This window comes from Sphaerisporangium siamense, assembly GCF_014205275.1.
GTDB classification, from domain to species: domain Bacteria; phylum Actinomycetota; class Actinomycetes; order Streptosporangiales; family Streptosporangiaceae; genus Sphaerisporangium; species Sphaerisporangium siamense.
This window is the reverse complement of the sequence record NZ_JACHND010000001.1, coordinates 1,041,602-1,060,463: the sequence shown is the minus strand read 5'-3', so window position 1 is coordinate 1,060,463 and position 18,862 is coordinate 1,041,602. Positions and strand designations below refer to the sequence as shown.

The window sequence follows — 18,862 nt, the reverse complement described above, 5'->3', positions numbered from 1 at the left end:
GTGGCACTCGTGGTGGTGGCGTCGTTCTGGGTCCTCGGGGTGCTGGCCCTGGTCAGCGGCGGGCTGGTGTTCCGCTTCACCTCCATGGCCAGGGCGACGATCGCCCTGCTGACGTCGCTGATCTGCGTGGGCGGCGAGGTGGTGCTGCTGGGACTGCCGTACCTGGGGGTCGTCACCATCCTGATGATGGTCATGGAGATGGCCATCATGGCGGTGTTCATGATCGCTTACATGATGAACCCGGCGGGCCTGACGCCGATGTCGATGTTGCACAACAAAGGCGGCTCCCTGGCCGTCAGCGGCACCGTCTTCGTGGCGCTGGCCGCCGGGATCTTCCTGGTGCCCTGGCCGCGGCGGGCCGGCTCGCCGCCGCCGGACACGACGTTCCAGGTGGGCGAGTCCCTCATGGGGGCGCAGATGCTGACGATGATCGTGCTCGGGTTCGCCCTGCTGGCCACGATCGTGGGCGCGATCGTGCTGTCCACCCGCCGCGGACGCTACGACCGGTTCGGCGACGACCTCGACCGGCGCCCGCCGCGTGACCCCGCCGGCGGAGGGGTGGGCCGATGACCCTGCACCTGGTCCTCCTGCTGGCCGCGGGGCTCTTCGCGATCGGCCTGTTCGGCGCGCTGACCCAGCAGTCCATCGTGATGATCATGATGGGGATCGAGCTGATGATCGGCGGCGTCATCGTCGGCGCCGCCGCGTTCTGGCGCTTTCTCGCGCCCGCCGCGGCGAGCGGGCAGGTCATCGTCGTGGCCGCCGTCGTGGCGATGGCCGTCGAGATGGCCATGGGCTTCGCCGTCACCACCGCCATCTTCCGGACCCGTCAGATCGACATGACGGACATGGCCAAGGATCTCGAAGGATGAGCGCGCTCCTGTGGGCGCTCGTCGCCGTCCCCCTGGTCGCCGGCGCGTGGCTCGCCCTCGCGGGGCACCACGTCGACCGGTACGTCCCCGCGCTGGGCGTCGCCGCGGCCGGGGCGACGCTCGCCCTCGCCGTCGCCGCGGCGGCGCTGCGGCCCCGGGCGAGCGCGCCGCTCTTCGCCGGGATCCGCGCCGGGCTGGACGTGGACGGCCTGTCCGCCGTCATGGTGGTCACGGTCGCCGCGGTGACCGTCGCCGTGCTCGTCTTCTCCGCGGGCGAGTTCGGCGGCGGCGAGAACCGGGGCCGGTTCTTCGGGCTCATGCTGATCTTCGCCGGCGCCATGCTCGTGACCGTCACCGCCACCACGCTGCCGGTGCTCCTGATGGCGTGGGAGGTGATGGGGGCCATGAGCTGGGCGCTGATCGGATACTGGTGGCGCCGGCGCGAGCGGGTGCGCGCGGCCGACATCGCGTTCCTCACCACCAGGACCGCCGACCTCGGGCTCTATCTCGCCGCCGGGGCGGCGCTGGCCGGCGGCGTCGGCACGCTGAGCCTGAACGCGTTGCCGGCCGCCGCGTCGCCCTGGCTGCACGTGGTCACCGCCGGAGTCGTGCTCGCCGCGTTGGGCAAATCCGCGCAACTGCCCTTCTCGTTCTGGCTCTCGCGGGCGATGCAGGGCCCGAGCCCGGTCTCCGCGCTGCTGCACTCGGCCACCATGGTCGCCGCCGGCGCCTACCTCCTGCTGCGGCTGGAGCCGCTGCTCGCCGCCACCGGCTGGGCCGAGCCGTTCGTCGCCTGGGCCGGCGCCGTCACCGCGCTGGTCCTGGGGCTCGTCGCGGTCGCGCAGACCGATCTCAAGCAACTGCTCGCGGCCTCCACCGCCGCCCAGGTGGGATTCATGGTGCTCGCCGCCGGAAGCGGCGCCGTCGTCGGCGGAACCATGCAGCTCATGGCCCACGCCGCGACCAAGGCCGGGCTGTTCCTGGCCGCCGGGGCCTGGCTGACCGCCCTCGGCACCAAACAGCTTCCCGCGCTGCGCGGCGCGGCCAGAACCTACCCCGTCACCGGTGCCGCCTTCACCACGGGGGCGCTGACCCTGGCTGGGCTCCCGCCGCTGTCGCTGTGGGCCACCAAGGACGAGATCCTGGCCGCGGCCGTGGAGCGCGGCCTCTGGCTGTACGGCGTCGGCCTGGCGGCGGCCGCCGTCTCGGCGCTCTACAGCGTCAAAGCGCTGTGGTACGTGTGGCGCCCGCCGCCCGCGAACGCCGGGGACGGCTATGACACCGAGCGCCAGGGCACCCGGCGCGTCACGCGGATGATGACATCGCCGCTGGTGGCGCTCGCGTTCGCCGCCGCCACGCTGGGAGTGTTCGCGCTTCCGGGGCTCTCCGCGTGGCTGCGCGCGGCCGTCGGCGGCGCCGGTGAACCTTCCCCCCACGGGTGGGAGCTCGGCCTGTCGGCGGTCGTCGCGCTCGCCGCCGCGGCGTTCGCCTGGTGGGGCCGGAGCCGCCACGTCGTGATGCCGGTGGAGCACAGGCGATGGGCGGTCCGTTGGCTGGGGCTGGACCACGGCGCGCACGCGCTGGTGGCCCGGCCCGTGATGGCACTGGCCCGGCTGCTGGCCGCCTTCGACGACCGCGTCCTCGACGGCGCCGTCCGGGGGGCCGGGCGGATGGGCATGACCGTCGCCCGGCTCTCGGCGCGTTTCGACGACAACGGGATCGACGCGTCGGTCGGCGCGGTCGCGGCCGGGGCGCGCCGGCTGGGCCGGTGGGCGCGTCGTCCGCAGACCGGCCTGCTGCACCAGTACTACGTCCAGGCCGCGATCGGTTTCGGGGTGCTGCTCCTCCTCCTGCTGCTGGTGAGGTGACCCCGTGCTCACCGTGGTCACCTTCCTGCCGCTGCTGGCGTGCGCCGTCCTGCTGGTGTCGCGCGGGCTTCCCGACCGTGCCCGCGTCTGGGTGTGGATCGCCACCGCCGCGGCCGACCTGGCGCTCGTCGTCGTCCTGTGGGCGGGGTTCGGCGCCGGCGGCGGCCTGCGGTACGAGCAGCGGGTGCGCTGGATCCCGAGCGCCGGGGTGAGCTATCACGTGGGCGTGGACGGCCTGTCCCTGCCGCTGGTGGCGCTCACCTGCCTGCTCTTCCTCGCCGTCGCCGTGTACTCGCTGCGGGAGAACCGCAGGGTCCGCTCCTACACGTGCCTGTTCCTCTTCCTGCAGACCGTGTGCCTGGGGTTGTTCGTCGCGCTGGACCTCATCTTGTTCTTCGTCTTCTTCGACCTGTCGATCGTCGGCATGTTCTTCGTCATCGCGGGCTGGGGGCACGGCGAGCAGGGCCGTGCGGCGGCGCTCAAGTTCTTCCTGTACACCTTCATCGGCTCGCTCGCCCTGCTGCTCGGCTTCATCGGCCTGTACCTGGCCGCCACGCCGCACACCTTCGACATGCTCGACCTGACCCGGGCGAACCCCCTGGCCGGCCGGGGCGCGTACGCGGCGCTGGTCCTGCTGGCGATCGGCGTCGGCCTGGCCGTCAAGACCCCGACCGTCCCCTTCCACACCTGGCTGCCTCCGGCGCACACCGACGCGCCCGCGACCGGGTCCGCCATACTCGCGGGCGTCCTGCTGAAGATGGGCACCTACGGCTTCGTCCGCGTCGCGATGCCGCTGCTCCCGAGCACCTGGCGTGATTACGCCATGGTCTTCATCGTCGTCGGCGCGGTCTCCGCCGTGTACGGAGCCCTGGTGGCCCTGGGGCAGACGCACTTCAAACGCATGATCGCCTACACGTCCGTCAACCACATGGGCTACATCATCCTCGCCGTCGGCGCCGCGGGCGTGCTGGCGGGCACCGACGCCCAGGCCCGTGCCCTGGCCGTCACCGGAGCCGTCACCCAGATGGTCAGCCACGGCCTGCTCACCGCCGCTCTCTTCCTGCTCTCCGGCGTGCTCTACGACCGGGGCGGCACCTACGAGATGGATCAGTACTCCGGACTGGCCGCACCCTCGCCGAAGCTGGCCACCGCGACCGGTGTCGCGGCGTTCGCGAGCCTGGGCATACCCGGCTTCTCCGGCTTCATCGCGGAGTTCCAGATCTTCACCGGCAGCCTCGCCTCGCAGGCGGTGGCCACCGCCATCGCCCTGACCGGCATCCTCATCACCGCCGCGCTGTTCCTGAGGGCGCTGCGCGGCATGTTCATGGGCTCCGTCCGCCTGCCATCCTCCGTCGGAGCCGGGGGCTTCCGTGACCTGGTCGCCCCTGAGACGTTCTCCATCGCGCCGCTGCTGACGCTCGGGCTGGTCATCGGCGTGGCGCCGCGCTTCCTGCTGGACGTCATCGAACCGGCCAGCCGCACGTTGGTGGGCCTGGTCGCCCGGTGAACGAGAACCTCGCCGCCCTCATCCCCGAGACGGCGCTGCTCGGCGCCGCCGTCGCCGGCCTGCTCGCCGGGTCATGGCTGCCCCGCCGCCGCCAGTGGGTCGTCGCGGCCCTGGCCGCCGCGGCCTGCGTGACCGGCGTCGCCGCCACCGCCGTCACGATGGCCGGCGGGCGAGGACAACTGGTCTTCTCCGGCACGTTCGCCGTCGACACCGCCACGGACGCGGGACGGCTGATCGTGCTCGGCGCCTTGCTGCTCGTCTGCGCCATGTCGGTGGAGAGCGTGCGCGGGCATGAGCGCGAAACCGAGTACTACGTGCTGCTGCTCCTGACCGGCGCGGGCACCCTCGCCATGGTCGGCGCCAACGACCTGCTGACGCTCTTCGCGGGCTACCTTCTCGCCAGCGTCCCGGCCTACGCGCTCGCCGGCTTCGCCAAGGACGCCTCCAGTACCGAAGCCGCCCTGAAGTACTACCTGATGGGAGCCCTGACGGGCGTCGTCATGCTCGCCGGGGTGAGCGTCCTCTACGCCGCCGGCCACGCCACCCTGTACGGAGACCTGCGCCAAGCGCTGCCGTCCGCCCCCTACGGGCTGGTCGCCGTCGGCCTCGTCGCGGTGCTGGCCGGACTGCTGTTCAAGATCGGCGGGGTGCCGGCCCACTTCTGGGTGCCCGACGTGACCGACGGCGCCATGGCGCCCGTCGCCGCGTACGTCACCACCCTCCCCAAGATCGGCGGGCTGATCGCCGCCTTCCGGCTCCTGCACCAGGCCCTGCCCGCGAGTGACGTCAACTGGCCGCTGCTGCTCGCCGTGCTGGCCGCCCTGTCCATGACGCTCGGCAACCTGGCCGCGTTCTTCCAGACCTCTGTCAAGCGGCTGCTCGCCTACTCCACCATCAGCCAGGTCGGCTACCTGCTCATGGCCGTGGCCGTCGCCACCCGCACCGACCTCGCCCAGCCGGCCCTGTTGTTCTACCTCGCCGCCTACGCCCTCACCAACCTCGGCGCGTTCGCCGTCGTCACCGAACTCCCGGACGCCCGCACCCTCGCCGACTACCGCGGCCTCGCCCGCAGCCGCCCCGCCCTGGCCGCCGTCCTGGTCGTCTGCCTGCTCGGCCTGGTGGGAACCCCGCCCACCGGCGTCTTCCTCGGCAAACTGGAAGTCTTCACCGCCGCCATCAACGGCGGCTACACCTGGCTGGCCGCCCTCGCCGTGGCCAACACCGTCGCCTCCCTCTTCTACTACCTCCGCTGGCTCGCCCCCCTCTTCCACCCCGCCGTACCGACCAACGCCCACACCACCACCGGCCACTGGCCCGCCACAACGGCCTACCTCGCAGCCACCTCCTCCCTAGCCCTCGGCCTCGCCGGCGGAGCCGTCCTTCCGCTCTTCACCGGCGCCCTGCTCCCGTGACCGGGCGTATCAGGGCTGCTGTGCCACGGCGCGCAGGGTGTTGAGTTTGTGGCGGCGGCTGAAGGTTTCGATCGTCGTGGGGTCGGCGCCGGAGGTGATCAGGTGGAGGAGGGTGTCGTGTTCGTCTACTGACTCGCCGGCGCGGGCGGGGATCATGCTGAAGCTGGTTCGGCGGAGCAGGTCGAGGCGTTGCCACTCTCGTTCAAGTAGGCCGCGTACGTGGAGGTTCGGGCATTTCTCGCACAGCAGCTCATGGAAGTCGTGGTTGAGGCGGGTGAAGGCGAGGGGGTCGAAGCGGGTCAGGCTGGTGCGCATCTTCTTGTTGAGCGCGTGCGCCTTGTGCAGGGTCTGGGCGTCGAGGTGCGGGACGGCCGCGGCGGTCGCGTAGCCCTCCAGCAGGGCGAGGGCCTCCATGGCGGCGCGGTACTGCTCGACGTCGAAGCTGGCCACCTGGGCGCCGACGTTGAGTTGGTAGGTCACCCACCCTTCGGCCTCCAGCCGGCGGACCGCCTCGCGGACCGGGACCGCACTGATGTCCAGGTCGCGCGCCACCTGGTCGAAGACGAGACGGGTGCCGGGCCCGTACGTGTCGTCCGTGATGCGGTTCTTTATGATCTCGTAGGCTTGGTCGACTTTGGACGAACGCGCCGTTCGCGCCATTTTCCCTCCTCATGCCGGCTCTCACGACCACCGGTTCGGCGCATTCCGTCGGGCGATGTCGTCGGCCGGGGCCGGCGGCTCGTCCGGCCCCGGCCGGCGACGCGCGCCGACCATCCGGGTCGTGAACTAGGGCATGTAGTTCCCGGTGCCGCTGAGCGCGACCGCGAAGAACAGGAACGGGCGCTCGACCTTGTGGAACCCGAGCGGGCAGTGCTTGGTGCCGGCGGGGATGAAGACCGAGGTCGTCGTGGTGAACACGTGCTTCTCGCCCTCGATCGTCATGTACACCTCGCCGCCGAGGTCGTTCTGCTTGGTCGGGTCGTTGCCCACGAACATCAGCACCTCGTCGTAGATGTGCTCGTGCTCGCGCACCCATTCGACCTCGTGGTCGATCTGCGACACCCAGCTGGTCGTGATGTAGGTGGACGCCTGGGCCACGTCGGCCGCGCGCATGGCGGCCAGCGGCTCGCTCAGGTTCGGCGGCAGCCGCTGGCCGGCGACGTCACCTTCGTAGACCATGTCCGAAGCGCACTCTTTGAAGTTGGTGACGAACAGGTGGTCGTACTTACCGCTCATTTCCTATTCCCTTCATCGCGCCATTGCCGCGTTTCGGCTTTGTTCATGGACCCACTGAAATGGCAGCACCTTCAGTGGGACAGGCCAATAGTACGAATGGCTTCATATCCGATCCCATTCATGCACCGAGGCAAGCCTGGTACTTTTCGCGGGCCTGTTTGCGGTACGCCGACGGCGGCGCGCCGGCCTCGCGCCGGAAGAAGCGCGAGAAGTACGAGGCGTCCTCGAAGCCCAGGCGATCCGCCACCTGCGCGCAGGTCATGTCCGTGTTCGCGAGGAGACGCTGCGCCTCGGTCAGCACCGCCGAGCGGATGATCTGTCCCGGTGTCCGCCCGGTCTGCGCGACGACCACCTCACGCAGATATCCCGAGGTGACCCCCAGGCGCATGGCGGCCGACCGCACCGTGAGAGTCGCCGACGACCGCTCTGCGACGAGTTTCGTGAATTCCACGCTCAGTTCCGTCGAGAGGCCGGCCCGCGACCCCTCGGGCGCGTGGAAACCGTCGAACCGCTGGCACAGCAGGAGCAGCGCGGAAAGCAGGTGCCGGACGATGAGGTCCGCTAGGTCGTCACCCTCGGCGTCCTCGTCGGCCATGGCCGCGAGCAGTCCTTCGAGCCTCGGGATCTGCCCGGCGTCGGGGCACAGCATGTTCGGGTACTGGTTGAAGTCCACGGAACCGGGCGCTCCCGGCCCCGCGAGAAAGGACTCGTCGAAGACGACCACGGTTCCGTCCAGGGGTTCCGGAGTCACCCAGGCGTGTACCTGCCCCCGGCGGACCAGGTACAGCCGGTTCGCCGCGATCGGGTACGCCGTGCCGTCGATGACGTGCGTCCCACGTCCCTCGCGGACGTAGAGGATCTCCAGGAACTCGTGCCGGTGCGGGATCGCCGCGGTCTCCCGCGGTCCGTGGCTGAGCACGGGGCCGATCTCGAACTGCGGCGCGTCCCGCACCCCTCCTCCCTCGATCACGTGGACGGGAAGCGGCGAACGAGAGGCTCTGGTCATGGTCCTCGTCCCTTCGTGCGGGCGCCGGAGACGCGGGGCCGCGTCTCCGGCGCGTCGTCAACCGGCGGCCGCGGACACCTCCAGGGTGTCCGCGAGCAGGGCCTGGGTGTAGCCGTGCCGCGGTTCGGTGAGCACCGCGTCGGTGCCGCCGTGCTCGACGACGTGCCCGCCGCTCAGCACGATGACGCTGTCGGCGAGGCTGCGGACCACGGCGAGGTTGTGGGTGACGAACACCATGCCGAGCCCGTCGTGCAGCAGGCTTCGCAGCAACTCGACGATGGCCGCCTGCACGGACACGTCCAGCGCCGAGGTGACCTCGTCGCAGATCAACACGGTCGGCTCACAGGCGAGGGCCCGGGCGATGGCGACCCGCTGGCGTTGCCCGCCGGACAGCTCCGCGGGGTACCGGAAGGCCAGGTGGGCCGGGAGCTCCACCCGTTCCAGCAGCTCAGCCACTCGCTGTCGCGCGGCCTTGGCGCCGAGCCCGAAGAAGTGCCGCAGCGGCTCGGCCACGCTGTCGCCGACCGTGCCCCGCGGGTTGAGCGAGCCGTACGGGTTCTGGAAGATGTACTGCATGGACCGGCGCTGGTCCTGGTCCCGCCCGCCGGCGGTCGGCGCGAGGGGCGCCCCGCCGAGTTCGACCGAGCCGCCCCAGCGTTCCTGCAGCCCGATCAGGCTGCGCGACATGGTCGTCTTGCCGCTGCCGGACTCGCCGACGACCGCCAGGCATTCCCCCTGGACCACGTCGAACGAGACGTCGAAGAGCACCTGACGGTCGCGGTAGCCGGCGGTCAGGTCCCGCACGCGAAGGAGCGGGGTCTCGCCCGGCGCGGCGTCCCGCACCGCGGAGGCGGGTGCGGCGGCGCTCTGACGCGGACGCTCGGGCATCTCCTCGGCGCGGATGCAACGCGCCGAGTGGCCCGGCGTCAGGTCGACCGGCGACGGCACCCGCGTGGTGCACTCGTCCACCGCGAAAGCGCAGCGCGGGGCGAAGACGCAGCCGGAGTAGGTGTCCTGCACTCCCGGAGCGCGGCCGGGGATCGACGTGAGCCGCATCCGCTCCCGGGCCGACGGCACGGCGGCGAGCAGCGCCCGGGTGTACGGGTGCGCCGGCCTGGCCACGACCTCCCTGGTGGGGCCCTCTTCCACGATCATGCCGCCGTACATCACGGCGACCCGGTCGGCGACCTCCCCGATCACGGCGAGGTCGTGGGAGACGTAGATGGCCGCCATCTGGTTGTCCGCGCACAGCCGGGCCACCAGGGAGAGCACCCGCGCCTGCGTGGTGACGTCCAGGCCCGTCGTCGGCTCGTCCAGCACGGTGAGCCGGGGACGCGGCGCGACCGCCATGGCCAGCGCCACCCGCTGCTGCTGACCACCGGACAGCTCCCGGGGGCGGCGCTGCAGGAACGCGTCGTCCGACGGCAGCCCGACCGCGGCGAGCACCTCGCGGATCCGCGCGTCGACCTCCTTGGCGTCCCCGTCGAGCCCTTCCGCCAACTGGACGCCGATGCGCAGCGCCGGGTTCAGCGCCGTCGCCGGGTCCTGCGGGACGTAGGCCACCACGTTGCCGCGGAACCGGCGCAGCGCACGGGGCCCGAGCGAGAGCACGTCGGTGCCGTCGACCAGCACCTGACCGGCGGTGATCCGTGCCCCGTGCCGGGCGTAGCCCAGCATGGCCAGGGACATGGTGCTCTTGCCCGAGCCCGACTCTCCGACGACGCCGAGCACCTGACCCGGTTCCAGGTCGAACGTGGCGTTCTTGACGATGGGGCTTCCGTCGCGCAACGCGATGGTCAGGCCGCGAACCTCGATCGCACTCATTCAGTCACGCCCTCCCTCGGTCCTGGCGATCACCCGGGCGGCGCCCTCGGCGATCAGGTTGCCGCCGATCGTGAACAGCACGATGCAGGCGACCGGGGCCAGCACGGCCCACGGCATGTTCGCCAGCCCGGTCCGGTTCTCGCTGATCATCAGGCCCCAGTCCGCGGCCGGCGGCTGGATGCCGTAGCCGAGGAAGCTGATCGCGGCGAGGATCCCGATCGACCACATCAACCTCATCCCGAGCTCCACCAGCAGAGGAGAGGACACGTTGGGCAGGAAGCAGCGCAGCAGGATGGTGCGGGAGGGGATCCCGACGGTACGGGACCACATGACGTACTCGCGGTCGTTGAGCGGTCGCGCCGCGCCGCGGATCACCCGCGCGACGCCGGGCGTCATGCCGATCGCCGTCAGCACCACCAGCAGCCACGGCTTGGGCCCGATCACGGAGACGAAGAGCAGCGTGAACAGCAGGGCGGGGAACGCGAGCAGCACGTCCATGATCCGCATCAGGATGATGTCCGTCATGCCGCCGTAGAAGGCGGCCGCGATGCCGACCAGCGCGCCCAGGGCCACCGCGGCGATCGCCGCCGCCGGAGCCATCCACGCCAGGTGGAAGCCACCGGCCAGCACGCGGGACAGCACGTCGCGTCCGAGCTGGTCCGCGCCGAGTGGCAGCCCGTCGCCCGGCCCCGCGTAGGGCAGCGCGATGCTCTTGCCCGGGTCGTGCGGCGCCAGCAGCGGCCCGATCAGGGCGAAGGCCATGGTCAGCAGGACGAGCGCGCATCCCAGCCGCACCTGTCCCGAGCGAAGGATCCGCAGCGCGCCGGACCGGTTCCGCTGTGGCGCGGGGGCATCCGGGGTGCTCGGACTCAGGTCGACCGCATCGACCACTTCCGACACGGTGCTCACCTCCGCTCTCCGCTCCTGCCGGTGTGCAGCAGGTCGGCCAGTAGGTTGAAGAAGTAGTACACGGCGGCGATCACCAGCACGACGGCCTGGATGACCGGCAGGTCCCGGTTGCTGATCGAGTCGATCAGCAACGCCCCGATGCCCGGATAGCCGAACAGGTACTCGACCACCACCACGCCGCCGACGGTGAAGGCCGCCACGAGGCTCGCCGCGGGCACGGCCGGGGCGAGCGCGTTCGGGAGCGCGTGGGTGAGCAGGATCCGGGTCGGGCCGAGTCCCTTGAGCCGTGCCATCTCGACGTACTCGCTGTTGAGCACGTCGATGAAGGAGACGCGGATCAGCCGGGACAGGTACATCACGCCGCCGATCACCAAGGTGGCGACCGGCAGCGTCAGAGCCTGCGGGTGCCACCACGGCATGTCCCCCGCCGGGATCAGCGACACCGGCGGGAACCAGTGGAAGACGGTGGTGCCGAACAGCGCGACCAGCAGGGTTCCGACGACGAAGTCGGCGAGCGCGTTGGCCACCATCGACGACCAGAGGAATGTGCGGTCGAAGACGCTGTCCTTGAACTGCGCGGCGAGGATGCCGATCAGCAGCGACAGGGGCAGGATCAGCACGATCGCGAACAGGCTCAGCGTGGCGGAGTTCGCCAGCCGCTCGCCGAGCATCTGGGAGACCGGCCGGCCGCTCGCCAGCGAGGTGCCCAGGTCTCCGCCGAGTACGCCGCTCAGCCAGTCCCAGTACTGGCTCAGAAGCGAACGGTCCAGACCGAGCTGGTGCCGGAGGGCCTCGACCCGCTCCGGCGTCGCGGACATGCCGAGCATGACCTTGGCGACGTCGCCGGGCATGGCCTGGGTGGCGAAGAAGACCAGGGTCGACACCACGAACAGCATCACGACGGCCTGGACGACGATCCACCCGACCCGGCCTAGCACGGTCGTGGACCGGCGTCGAGTGAGACCGCGGCGGGGGCCTGCCGACAGGGTTGCACCGGGTAGTTCCGCGACCATTGCCGTTCCTTCGCGTCGTTCTCACCTGTGCCCGAAGGCGATGTCGATCCCAGCAGACCGGCGGGACGGCGTCTTGCACCTGCGCGCAATGCGGTTGTTGCCCAACGCACGCCGGTGGGCGTCGCGGGCCCGGCGCGGCCGTCGCGGCCCGCCCGGACGACACAGTGCTCCCGACGACAAGGGTTCGTGCGCTGCCGCACAAGACGCCTCCCGTGTCTAGCGGTTGACTCCGTCAACTGGAACCGACGTCGTGGCGACTTCGCCAGACACTCAGGAGGGAAGACCTACATGCGCTCGTCAACGTGGCAACGTCGCAGCCGGCGATGGAAGGTGGGTGCGCCAGGTCTTGCCCTGATGCTCGTCGCAGCCGCAACGGTCGCCTGCTCGCCACCGGCCAAGGAGGCCGGGTCGGGTTCGGCCGGCGGCTCCGGGGCGCTCAGCCTCGGGGTGGTCGGGGGCACGAAGGACATGCTCTATCCGTACGCGCCGCAGCAGACGATCTCCGAGGAGGTGCTCTGGCAGAACACCCTGGACCAGCTGACCACGTACGGCCAGGACGGCTCGGTCAAGTACGCCCTGGCCGAGTCGATGACGCCCAACAAGGCGCTGGACGTGTGGACCGTCAAGCTGCGGCCCAATGTGAAGCTGCACAGCGGCAAGGTCTTCGGCGCCGACGACGTCATCTTCAGCGTCAAGTCGCTGCTCACCGAGGAGGGCTATCCCTTCGCCGCGAACCTCGACTTCGTCGACCCGGACGGGCAGAAGAAGATCGACGACCTGACCGTCGAGTTCCATCTGAAGCGCCCGTTCGGCCCGTTCGCCGCGGCGTGGGCCTACAGCTCCTTCAAGATGATCGGCGCGGGTTCCACCAAGGACAAGGTGGACGGCACCGGGCCGTTCACCGTGAAGAACTTCTCCCCGGGGGCGCAGGCCGTTCTGGAACGGTACGACGGCTACTGGGGCACCAAGCCCGGGTTCGGCACGCTCAACGTGCACTTCTTCCAGGACCAGACGGCGATCACCAACGCGCTGCGGGGCGGGCAGATCGACGTCGCGCCGTCCGTCCCCTTCTCCGACGCGAAGACGCTTGAGGCCGGCGGGGTCAAGGTGCTGAAGAGCGACAGCATGAACGTGCTGTCGCTGGACATGCGCACCGACGTCGCGCCGTTCAAGGACAACCGGGTCCGCGAGGCGATGAAGCTGATCGTCGACCGGGAGCAGATCGCCAGCAACGCGTTCGGCGGGTTCGCCAAGCCGGCCAACGACTACAACGGCGTGAGCGCCTCCTGTCCCGCTCCGGACGTGTCCCAGCGCTCGCAGGACATCGCCCGGGCCAAGGAACTGCTGGCCGAGGCGGGGCAGAGCGACCTCAAGGTCGAGCTGGTGACCGACGGGGCGTTCCCCGGGATGATGGAGCTGGCCCAGTTGTTCGCCCAGCAGGCCGCCGAGGCCGGGGTCACCGTCACGGTGCGGAAGATGGACGTCGCGACGCTGCTGAACAAGTGGCTGGAGTGGCCGTTCATCATCAACATCACCAGCTCGCCGATGATCAACGCCATCACCGACCACCTGCTGCCCAAGGGCGGGAACAACGCGGCGCACTTCGACGACCCGGAGTTCAACAAGATCGCCGCCGACCTGTTCGCGAGCAGTGACACGGGCCGGCAGTGCAGCGACATCCAGAAGTTGCAGAAGATCCAGTGGGAGCGCGGTGGCAGCATCATCGCGGTCACCTCGCAGGACCTGACCCCCTACACCTCCAAGGTGCGCGGTCTGCAGCCCGACCTGCTCGGCCGTTCGGCCTACCTCTACGGCGGCGTCTCGGTCGGGTGACCGCATCCGCCGCCGTCGACCGGCGCCGTCCCCGACCACCGGGTCGGGGTACGGCGCCGGTCGCGTTCCAGGTCCGGATACGGTCCGCACACGAACGGCGGGCCGGCGCGTCTGTCCGCGCCGGCCCGCCGTGATCAGGTTGTCTTACTCGGAGGCCTTCGCCTCGGGCGTGGTGGCGACGTAGGCGCGGTTGGCGTAGTTGGGGGCCAGCGACAGGGCGCTGAAGCGGAACGGCCGGTCCACCCGGTTGAACCCCAGCGGGCAGTGGCGGGTGCCGGCCGGAATGTAGACCGAACCGCTCTGGGTGACGATGTGACGGTGGCCCTCGATGTCGAAGTAGATCTCGGCGCCCAGGTCGTGGGGGTCGTCGGGGTTGTTCCCCGTCCAGACCAGCACCTCGTCGTAGTCGTGCACGTGCTCGTTCACCCAGTGGACAGGCTCACTGCACTCCTTGATCCAGCAGTAGGTCATGTGGATCTGGCTCTCGGGCACGTCCTCGGAGCGGACGAGCGCGAGCGCTTCGCCGATGTTGTCCGGTTCGGCGACGCCCGCGCTCGCGCCCTCGTTCACGAGATCGTCGGCGCAGTTCGGCATCTTCCTGACGAAGAGCCGCTCATAAGGGCTGGACATGTCGATCTCCTTCGATCAGATGGCGTATAGAAACGGTATAAAGCGGATGCCCCACACTTCGAGGGACTCATTGCCGCAAAAGTGGGGCTTTTCGCCGCTCCTCACGGGCGGCACGCGATAGGCGGGCTCAGCCGGCCACTGAAGGCGCACCGGCACCGCTCAGCTTCCGTAGTGGCACCAGACGCCCTTGACCTCGGTGTAGGCGTCGATCGCGTACGACCCCATCTCCCGGCCCCAGCCGCTGGCCTTGAACCCTCCCCAGGGGGCGGCCATGTCCGGGATCGACGGCATGTTGATGAAGATCGCACCCGCGCGGATGCCCTCGGCCACCCGGTTCGCCACCGCGAGGTCCTTGGTCCAGACCGTCGCCGCCAGGCCGTACTCGGTCTGGTTGGCCCGGGCGATCACCGAGGCCAGTTCGTCCTCGTCGTCGTAGGAGAGCACCGACAGCACCGGGCCGAAGATCTCCTTGGTGGCGATCGTCATCCCGTCCTTCACCCCGGCGAAGACCGTCGGCTGGAAGAACCATCCCCGGTCCGCCGCGCGCTGCCCGCCGGTGACGAGCTCGGCGCCCTCGGACGGCCCCGTGGCGACCAGCTGCTCCACCGAGCGCAGGTGCTCGGCGGAGACGAGCGGGCCGAGCTGGGTGGACTCGTCCAGCCCGGGTCCGAGGCGCATCCCGCTCACCCCGGCGGCCAGCTTGCCGACGAACTCGTCCTCGCGCTTGCGGTCGACGTAGAAGCGGGTGTAGGCCGCGCAGACCTGGCCGCTGTTGAGGACGCTTCCGGCGATGTTCCCGGCGACCGCGGCGTCGATGTCGGCGTCGGCGGCGATGATCGAGGGAGCCTTGCCGCCGAGCTCCAGGGTCACCCGCTTGAGGTTGCCGGCGCTGGCCCGCACGATCGAGCGGCCGACCTCGGTCGAGCCGGTGAACGACACCTTGTCCACCCCCGGGTGCTCGGCGAGCGCCGCCCCGGTGGAGCCGTCCCCGGTGACCAGGTTGATCACCCCGGGCGGGAACCCCACCCGTTCGGCGAGCTGAACCAGCCGGATGGAGGTGAGCGGGGTCTGCTCGGCCGGCTTGACGACCACGGTGTTCCCCGTGGCCAGCGCGGGGGCGAGCTTCCACGCCAAGATCATGAGGGGGAAGTTCCACGGCGTGATCAGCGCGCAGACCCCGACCGGCTCGCGGCGGGTGTAGTGCAGCGTGTCCGGGAACGAGACCGGCACGGTGGTGCCCTCGATCTTGGTGACCCAGCCGGCGTAGTAGCGGAAGTGCTCGGCGGCCCCGGCGACGCTCACGGCGCGGGAGATGCCGACCGGCTGGCCCTGGTCCCGGGTCTCCAGGACGGCCAGCTCTTCGGCGTGCGCCTCGATGAGGTCGGCCAGGTCGAACAGGAGGCGGGCGCGCCGTGCCGGCGGCATCGACCGCCACTGCGGGTCCTCGAAGGCCCGCCGCGCGGCGGCGACGGCGGCGTCGACGTCGGAGGCGTCGGCGAAGCCGACCTCCTCCAGCAATTCCTCGGTCGCTGGGTCATGGGTCGGGAGGACGCCGCCCGATGCCGGCACCCAGGTCCCGTCGATGTAGACGTTGGTCGCCACTGCCGCCTCTTCCTGCTCCGGTGCACTCTTCGGCGCTCCCACCTCGGCGAGAGCTTCCCCAGCATGGGGGCTGGCGGCTGTGGTGACCTTGACTATGCGCGTAAGGCGGTTGACCACGCGCGAAGAGCTGCCGTCCCGCCAGGATCCGGGGGCGCGGGCGTGCCCGCGGCGACGCGCGGGAACTCTGTACGGGAAATCCAGGCGGCTCAAAGGACGGCATTCTTCGCGGGTCGGCGAGAACGCGGGAGAAACCGTCGCCCACGTCGGGGATACGGGCCGGTGATTCGCGGCGGTGCCCTCGATCGATTCGCCGGGGAGGCCGCTGACCTCCGACCCGGCCGGTTTTCGGCTACCGATGGGTCCCTTTTTCGGACGTAATCATATATGGTAACACGACCTGGCTTCTTGGCCTGCCGTTACAGCGCAGTAGAACCTTCTGGCAAGGAGGAGCAGGGTGACATCTGACAATGACCTCGCTGTCTCCGTCGCGTCGTCCTTCGACGAGTGGCAGAACCTCGTCTCGCGATCGTTCGTCTCGCTCGGGGTGACCAGAGACGGTTCGCGGCGGTTCCGCGGCGGCATCCGCCGCCGGGTGCTCACCGACGTGTCCCTGTGCGAGATCACCGCGTCCAGCCACACCGTCCGCCGCACCTCGACCATGATCAGCCGGGACGCCGCCGCGTTCTTCAAGCTGAGCCTGCAACTGGCCGGCACGGGGCTGCTGATCCAGGACGGACGGGAGGCGGTGCTCACCCCCGGTGACCTGGCGGTCTACGACACGAGCCGACCGTACACCCTCACACACGACGACGACTTCCGCTCGCTCATCGTGATGTTCCCGCGCACGCTGGTCGATCTGCCCGTCGACGCCGTGGGGCGCCTGACCGCCGTCCGGATGCCGGGCGACACCGGCCTCGGCCGGGTGATCAGCCCCTTCCTCGTCCAGCTGGCCCAGAACCTGGAGCAGTTCTCCGGCGCGAGCGGGCTGCGCCTGGCGCACAACGCCCTGGACCTGGTGACGACGATGTTCGCCGACGAACTCGGCACCGCGCACCAGGCGGGGAACGCGAACCAGACGCACGTCGACCGGATCCGCGACTACATCGACGCCAACCTCGGCGACCCGGACCTCTGCCCGGCCAAGGTGGCGGCGGCCCACTTCATCTCGACCCGGCACCTGCACAATCTGTTCCGGGCCGAAGGGTCGACGGTCGCCGCGTGGATCCGGTCGCGGCGGCTCGAACGCTGCCGCCGCGACCTTCTCGATCCGCTGCACTGCCACCAGTCCGTCGCGGCGCTGGCGGCGCGATGGGGTTTCCTGGACGCGGCGCACTTCAGCCGCATCTTCAAGGCGGCCTTCGGCTGCTCGCCGAGCTCCTACCGGCAGCGCCGCGCGGCCTGAACGCCGGCGGCGGTCACCCCGACACGGCGGCGTTGAACGGCGCGTTGTCCACGATCTGCTCGAACGCCACCACCTTGCCGCCGTCCAGCCCCCACACGTGCACCATGCGGGCCCGGAGGGCACGGCCGGTTCCCCGGTGCTTTCCCGAGTAGTGGCCGAGCGCGACCACCTGGTCACCGGCGTCGAGCAGGCTGTCGATCTCGACGGTGAACCCCTCGAACTGCTCGCCGATCGGCGCGAAGACGTTCGCCACGATCGCGTCGGGCCCCACGTAGGTGCCCGCGTAGAGCGACCCCTCGGCCTCGGTCCAGCGGATGCCGGGCGCGAACGGGGCGAGCATGCCGTCGAGATCGCCCCGTGCGGACGCGGCGTAGTGGGCGGCGACGATATCGGTGTTCTTCACGGTGTCACTCCGATCAGCGGGCGGAACGCCGGCCGGCACGACTCCCGGCACGGCGACCCCCCAACGTACCGGCCGTCCCCGCCGTCCTCCATGTCTGTTTCCGCATGCCTGTTGACGTTCCGTGAACGCCCACCCTTGGGGGACCGTCTCGGCCGGGCTCACGACGATCGGCCGGAGCCGAAGTAGCGGGCCGCGACCTGCGTGTGCAGCGGGAACGCCAGCTCCCGAGGGCCGTCGAGCACCAGCCACTCGCTGGTCTCCGCGGTGCGCACGACGGGCGGAAGGGCGTCCGCGGTCGTACGCGGCCCGAGGCCGAAGATCAGCACGGTGCCGTCGGGCGCGCTGACCGCGTCGAGCAGCCGCACGCCGGCCGCGTCGACGACGACGCCCGTCTCCTCGCGGAGCTCCCGCACCGCGGCCTGCTGCCACGACTCGCCGATGTCGATGAAGCCGCCGGGAAGGGCGAGCAGGCCGCGGCGCGGCTCGACGTCCCGGCGGACCACGAGAACGCCGTCGTCCACCGGAAGCACCATGACCGCGACCGGCAGGGGGTTGAGATAGCCGGTGTTGCCGCACTCCCCGCAGGTCCTCGGCCAGGGCAGACCGGGCGCGTAGGCCGCTCCGCAGAAGGAGCAGTGGGAATTCCTGATCGCCACGCGAGCGAGCGTAGCAACGCCCGATCATGGACGGCGCGCGAACACGGCGGGCCGATGCCCAGAAACCACTCTTATGGTGCTGACTACTCGATCACTCGCGAAGTGTCGTACCTTCGGGCCGCTCAGAGGTGGTCAAGGCGTGTCGGTGGTGAGTTGGCCGGCGCGCCGTCGCAGGTCGGCGGCGAACTCCTCGGCTCGGCTCAGCTGGGTGCGCAACGTCTCGCAACGCTCACGGGTGGCCTGCTCGAACCGGCCCAGCCGCAGCAGCAACCGCTCACGCTCCGCCGCCTTCAGGCCCGCCGTGTCGCCCGCGTCGAGCAGGTCGGTGATGGACAGCAACTCGCCCATCTCATCCAGTGTGAAGCCCAGCGGCTTCATCCGGCGGATCACCATCAGCCGCGCCACGTCGGCCTCGGTGTAGAGCCGGAAGCCGCCCTGGCTGCGCGCCGAGGGCCGCACGAGGCCTACGTCGTCGTAGTGCCGGATGGTGCGCAGCGACAGCTCGGTCCGCGCCGCCACCTGCCCGATGTGCAGGTGATCTTTACCACTGTGCCCCGAAGACGGAACCTCGTCACCGGCGGCGGAAAGCGCTGAACCGTCCATCTTTTCTCATGACCTCACTGCTCAGCCGGGTACGTCCGTGCGGGCGCCATTGTCCGGCCCCGCCGAATCTCTACCCTAACGTTAGG

At 70.4% G+C, this 18,862-nt stretch carries 18 protein-coding genes; 7 read left to right on the top strand and 11 right to left on the bottom strand.

Going from position 1 to position 18,862, the window contains the following annotated elements; translation table 11 throughout:
• Genes BJ982_RS04915 through BJ982_RS04895 form a run of 5 tightly spaced genes read left to right on the top strand, consistent with a single transcriptional unit; the run spans position 1 to position 5,659 of the window.
• Positions 1-570, top strand: a complete 570-nt coding sequence (locus BJ982_RS04915; protein WP_184876967.1) for an NADH-quinone oxidoreductase subunit J family protein — start codon at positions 1-3, stop codon at positions 568-570.
• Positions 567-872 carry an NADH-quinone oxidoreductase subunit NuoK gene (locus BJ982_RS04910; protein ID WP_184876965.1) on the top strand — a complete coding sequence of 102 codons (306 nt, stop codon included), beginning with the start codon at positions 567-569 and terminating at the stop codon, positions 870-872. Before BJ982_RS04915 ends, BJ982_RS04910 begins: the two co-directional genes overlap by 4 nt.
• A complete protein-coding gene (locus tag BJ982_RS04905) occupies positions 869-2,740 on the top strand; it encodes an NADH-quinone oxidoreductase subunit 5 family protein (RefSeq protein WP_184876963.1) in 1,872 nt (623 codons plus the stop codon). Before BJ982_RS04910 ends, BJ982_RS04905 begins: the two co-directional genes overlap by 4 nt.
• Positions 2,741-2,744: 4 nt before the next feature.
• A complete protein-coding gene (locus tag BJ982_RS04900; RefSeq protein WP_184876961.1) occupies positions 2,745-4,247 on the top strand; it encodes a complex I subunit 4 family protein in 1,503 nt (500 codons plus the stop codon).
• Positions 4,244-5,659 (top strand): NADH-quinone oxidoreductase subunit N, encoded by a 1,416-nt coding sequence (locus BJ982_RS04895; protein ID WP_184876959.1) that lies wholly within the window; start codon positions 4,244-4,246, stop codon positions 5,657-5,659. Before BJ982_RS04900 ends, BJ982_RS04895 begins: the two co-directional genes overlap by 4 nt.
• Before the next feature lie 9 nt (positions 5,660-5,668).
• On the opposite strand, the gene BJ982_RS04890 is transcribed toward BJ982_RS04895, so the two are convergent.
• From BJ982_RS04890 to BJ982_RS04865, 6 genes are all read right to left on the bottom strand, one after another.
• The gene (locus tag BJ982_RS04890; protein ID WP_184876957.1) at positions 5,669-6,319 is read right to left on the bottom strand and encodes a GntR family transcriptional regulator; all 651 of its coding nucleotides are present in this window, start codon (positions 6,317-6,319) and stop codon (positions 5,669-5,671) included.
• Between the two features lie 126 nt (positions 6,320-6,445).
• Positions 6,446-6,895 carry a cupin domain-containing protein gene (locus tag BJ982_RS04885; protein WP_184876955.1) on the bottom strand — a complete coding sequence of 150 codons (450 nt, stop codon included), beginning with the start codon at positions 6,893-6,895 and terminating at the stop codon, positions 6,446-6,448.
• A 118-nt stretch (positions 6,896-7,013) separates the two neighbouring features.
• Positions 7,014-7,901: a helix-turn-helix domain-containing protein gene (locus BJ982_RS04880; RefSeq protein WP_184876953.1), complete on the bottom strand. Its 888-nt coding sequence runs from the start codon at positions 7,899-7,901 to the stop codon at positions 7,014-7,016.
• Between the two features lie 57 nt (positions 7,902-7,958).
• Entirely contained in the window at positions 7,959-9,725 is a 1,767-nt protein-coding gene (locus BJ982_RS04875) for a dipeptide ABC transporter ATP-binding protein (RefSeq protein WP_184876951.1), read from the bottom strand.
• A complete protein-coding gene (locus tag BJ982_RS04870; protein ID WP_239123271.1) occupies positions 9,726-10,634 on the bottom strand; it encodes an ABC transporter permease in 909 nt (302 codons plus the stop codon).
• Positions 10,631-11,572, bottom strand: a complete 942-nt coding sequence (locus BJ982_RS04865; protein ID WP_221482274.1) for an ABC transporter permease — start codon at positions 11,570-11,572, stop codon at positions 10,631-10,633. The genes BJ982_RS04870 and BJ982_RS04865 overlap by 4 nt, the downstream gene beginning before the upstream one ends.
• A gap of 429 nt (positions 11,573-12,001) precedes the next feature.
• Between BJ982_RS04865 and BJ982_RS04860 the strand changes: the two genes are divergently transcribed.
• Positions 12,002-13,480, top strand: coding sequence for an ABC transporter substrate-binding protein (locus tag BJ982_RS04860; protein ID WP_184876948.1), 1,479 nt, complete (start codon positions 12,002-12,004; stop codon positions 13,478-13,480).
• Between the two features lie 144 nt (positions 13,481-13,624).
• Here the strand turns inward: BJ982_RS04860 and BJ982_RS04855 are convergent, their stop codons facing one another.
• A complete protein-coding gene (locus BJ982_RS04855) occupies positions 13,625-14,110 on the bottom strand; it encodes a cupin domain-containing protein (protein WP_184876946.1) in 486 nt (161 codons plus the stop codon).
• A 159-nt stretch (positions 14,111-14,269) separates the two neighbouring features.
• Positions 14,270-15,712: an aldehyde dehydrogenase family protein gene (locus BJ982_RS04850; protein WP_184876944.1), complete on the bottom strand. Its 1,443-nt coding sequence runs from the start codon at positions 15,710-15,712 to the stop codon at positions 14,270-14,272.
• 454 nt (positions 15,713-16,166) lie between these two features.
• Between BJ982_RS04850 and BJ982_RS04845 the strand changes: the two genes are divergently transcribed.
• The gene (locus BJ982_RS04845; RefSeq protein ID WP_184876942.1) at positions 16,167-17,114 is read left to right on the top strand and encodes an AraC-like ligand-binding domain-containing protein; all 948 of its coding nucleotides are present in this window, start codon (positions 16,167-16,169) and stop codon (positions 17,112-17,114) included.
• A gap of 13 nt (positions 17,115-17,127) precedes the next feature.
• On the opposite strand, the gene BJ982_RS04840 is transcribed toward BJ982_RS04845, so the two are convergent.
• The 3 genes from BJ982_RS04840 to BJ982_RS04830 form a co-directional block, all read right to left on the bottom strand.
• The gene (locus BJ982_RS04840) at positions 17,128-17,517 is read right to left on the bottom strand and encodes a nuclear transport factor 2 family protein (RefSeq protein WP_184876940.1); all 390 of its coding nucleotides are present in this window, start codon (positions 17,515-17,517) and stop codon (positions 17,128-17,130) included.
• A gap of 158 nt (positions 17,518-17,675) precedes the next feature.
• Positions 17,676-18,173, bottom strand: a complete 498-nt coding sequence (locus BJ982_RS04835) for an NUDIX domain-containing protein (RefSeq protein ID WP_184876937.1) — start codon at positions 18,171-18,173, stop codon at positions 17,676-17,678.
• A gap of 132 nt (positions 18,174-18,305) precedes the next feature.
• A complete protein-coding gene (locus BJ982_RS04830; RefSeq protein WP_184876935.1) occupies positions 18,306-18,776 on the bottom strand; it encodes a MerR family transcriptional regulator in 471 nt (156 codons plus the stop codon).
• Positions 18,777-18,862: the final 86 nt, after the last annotated feature.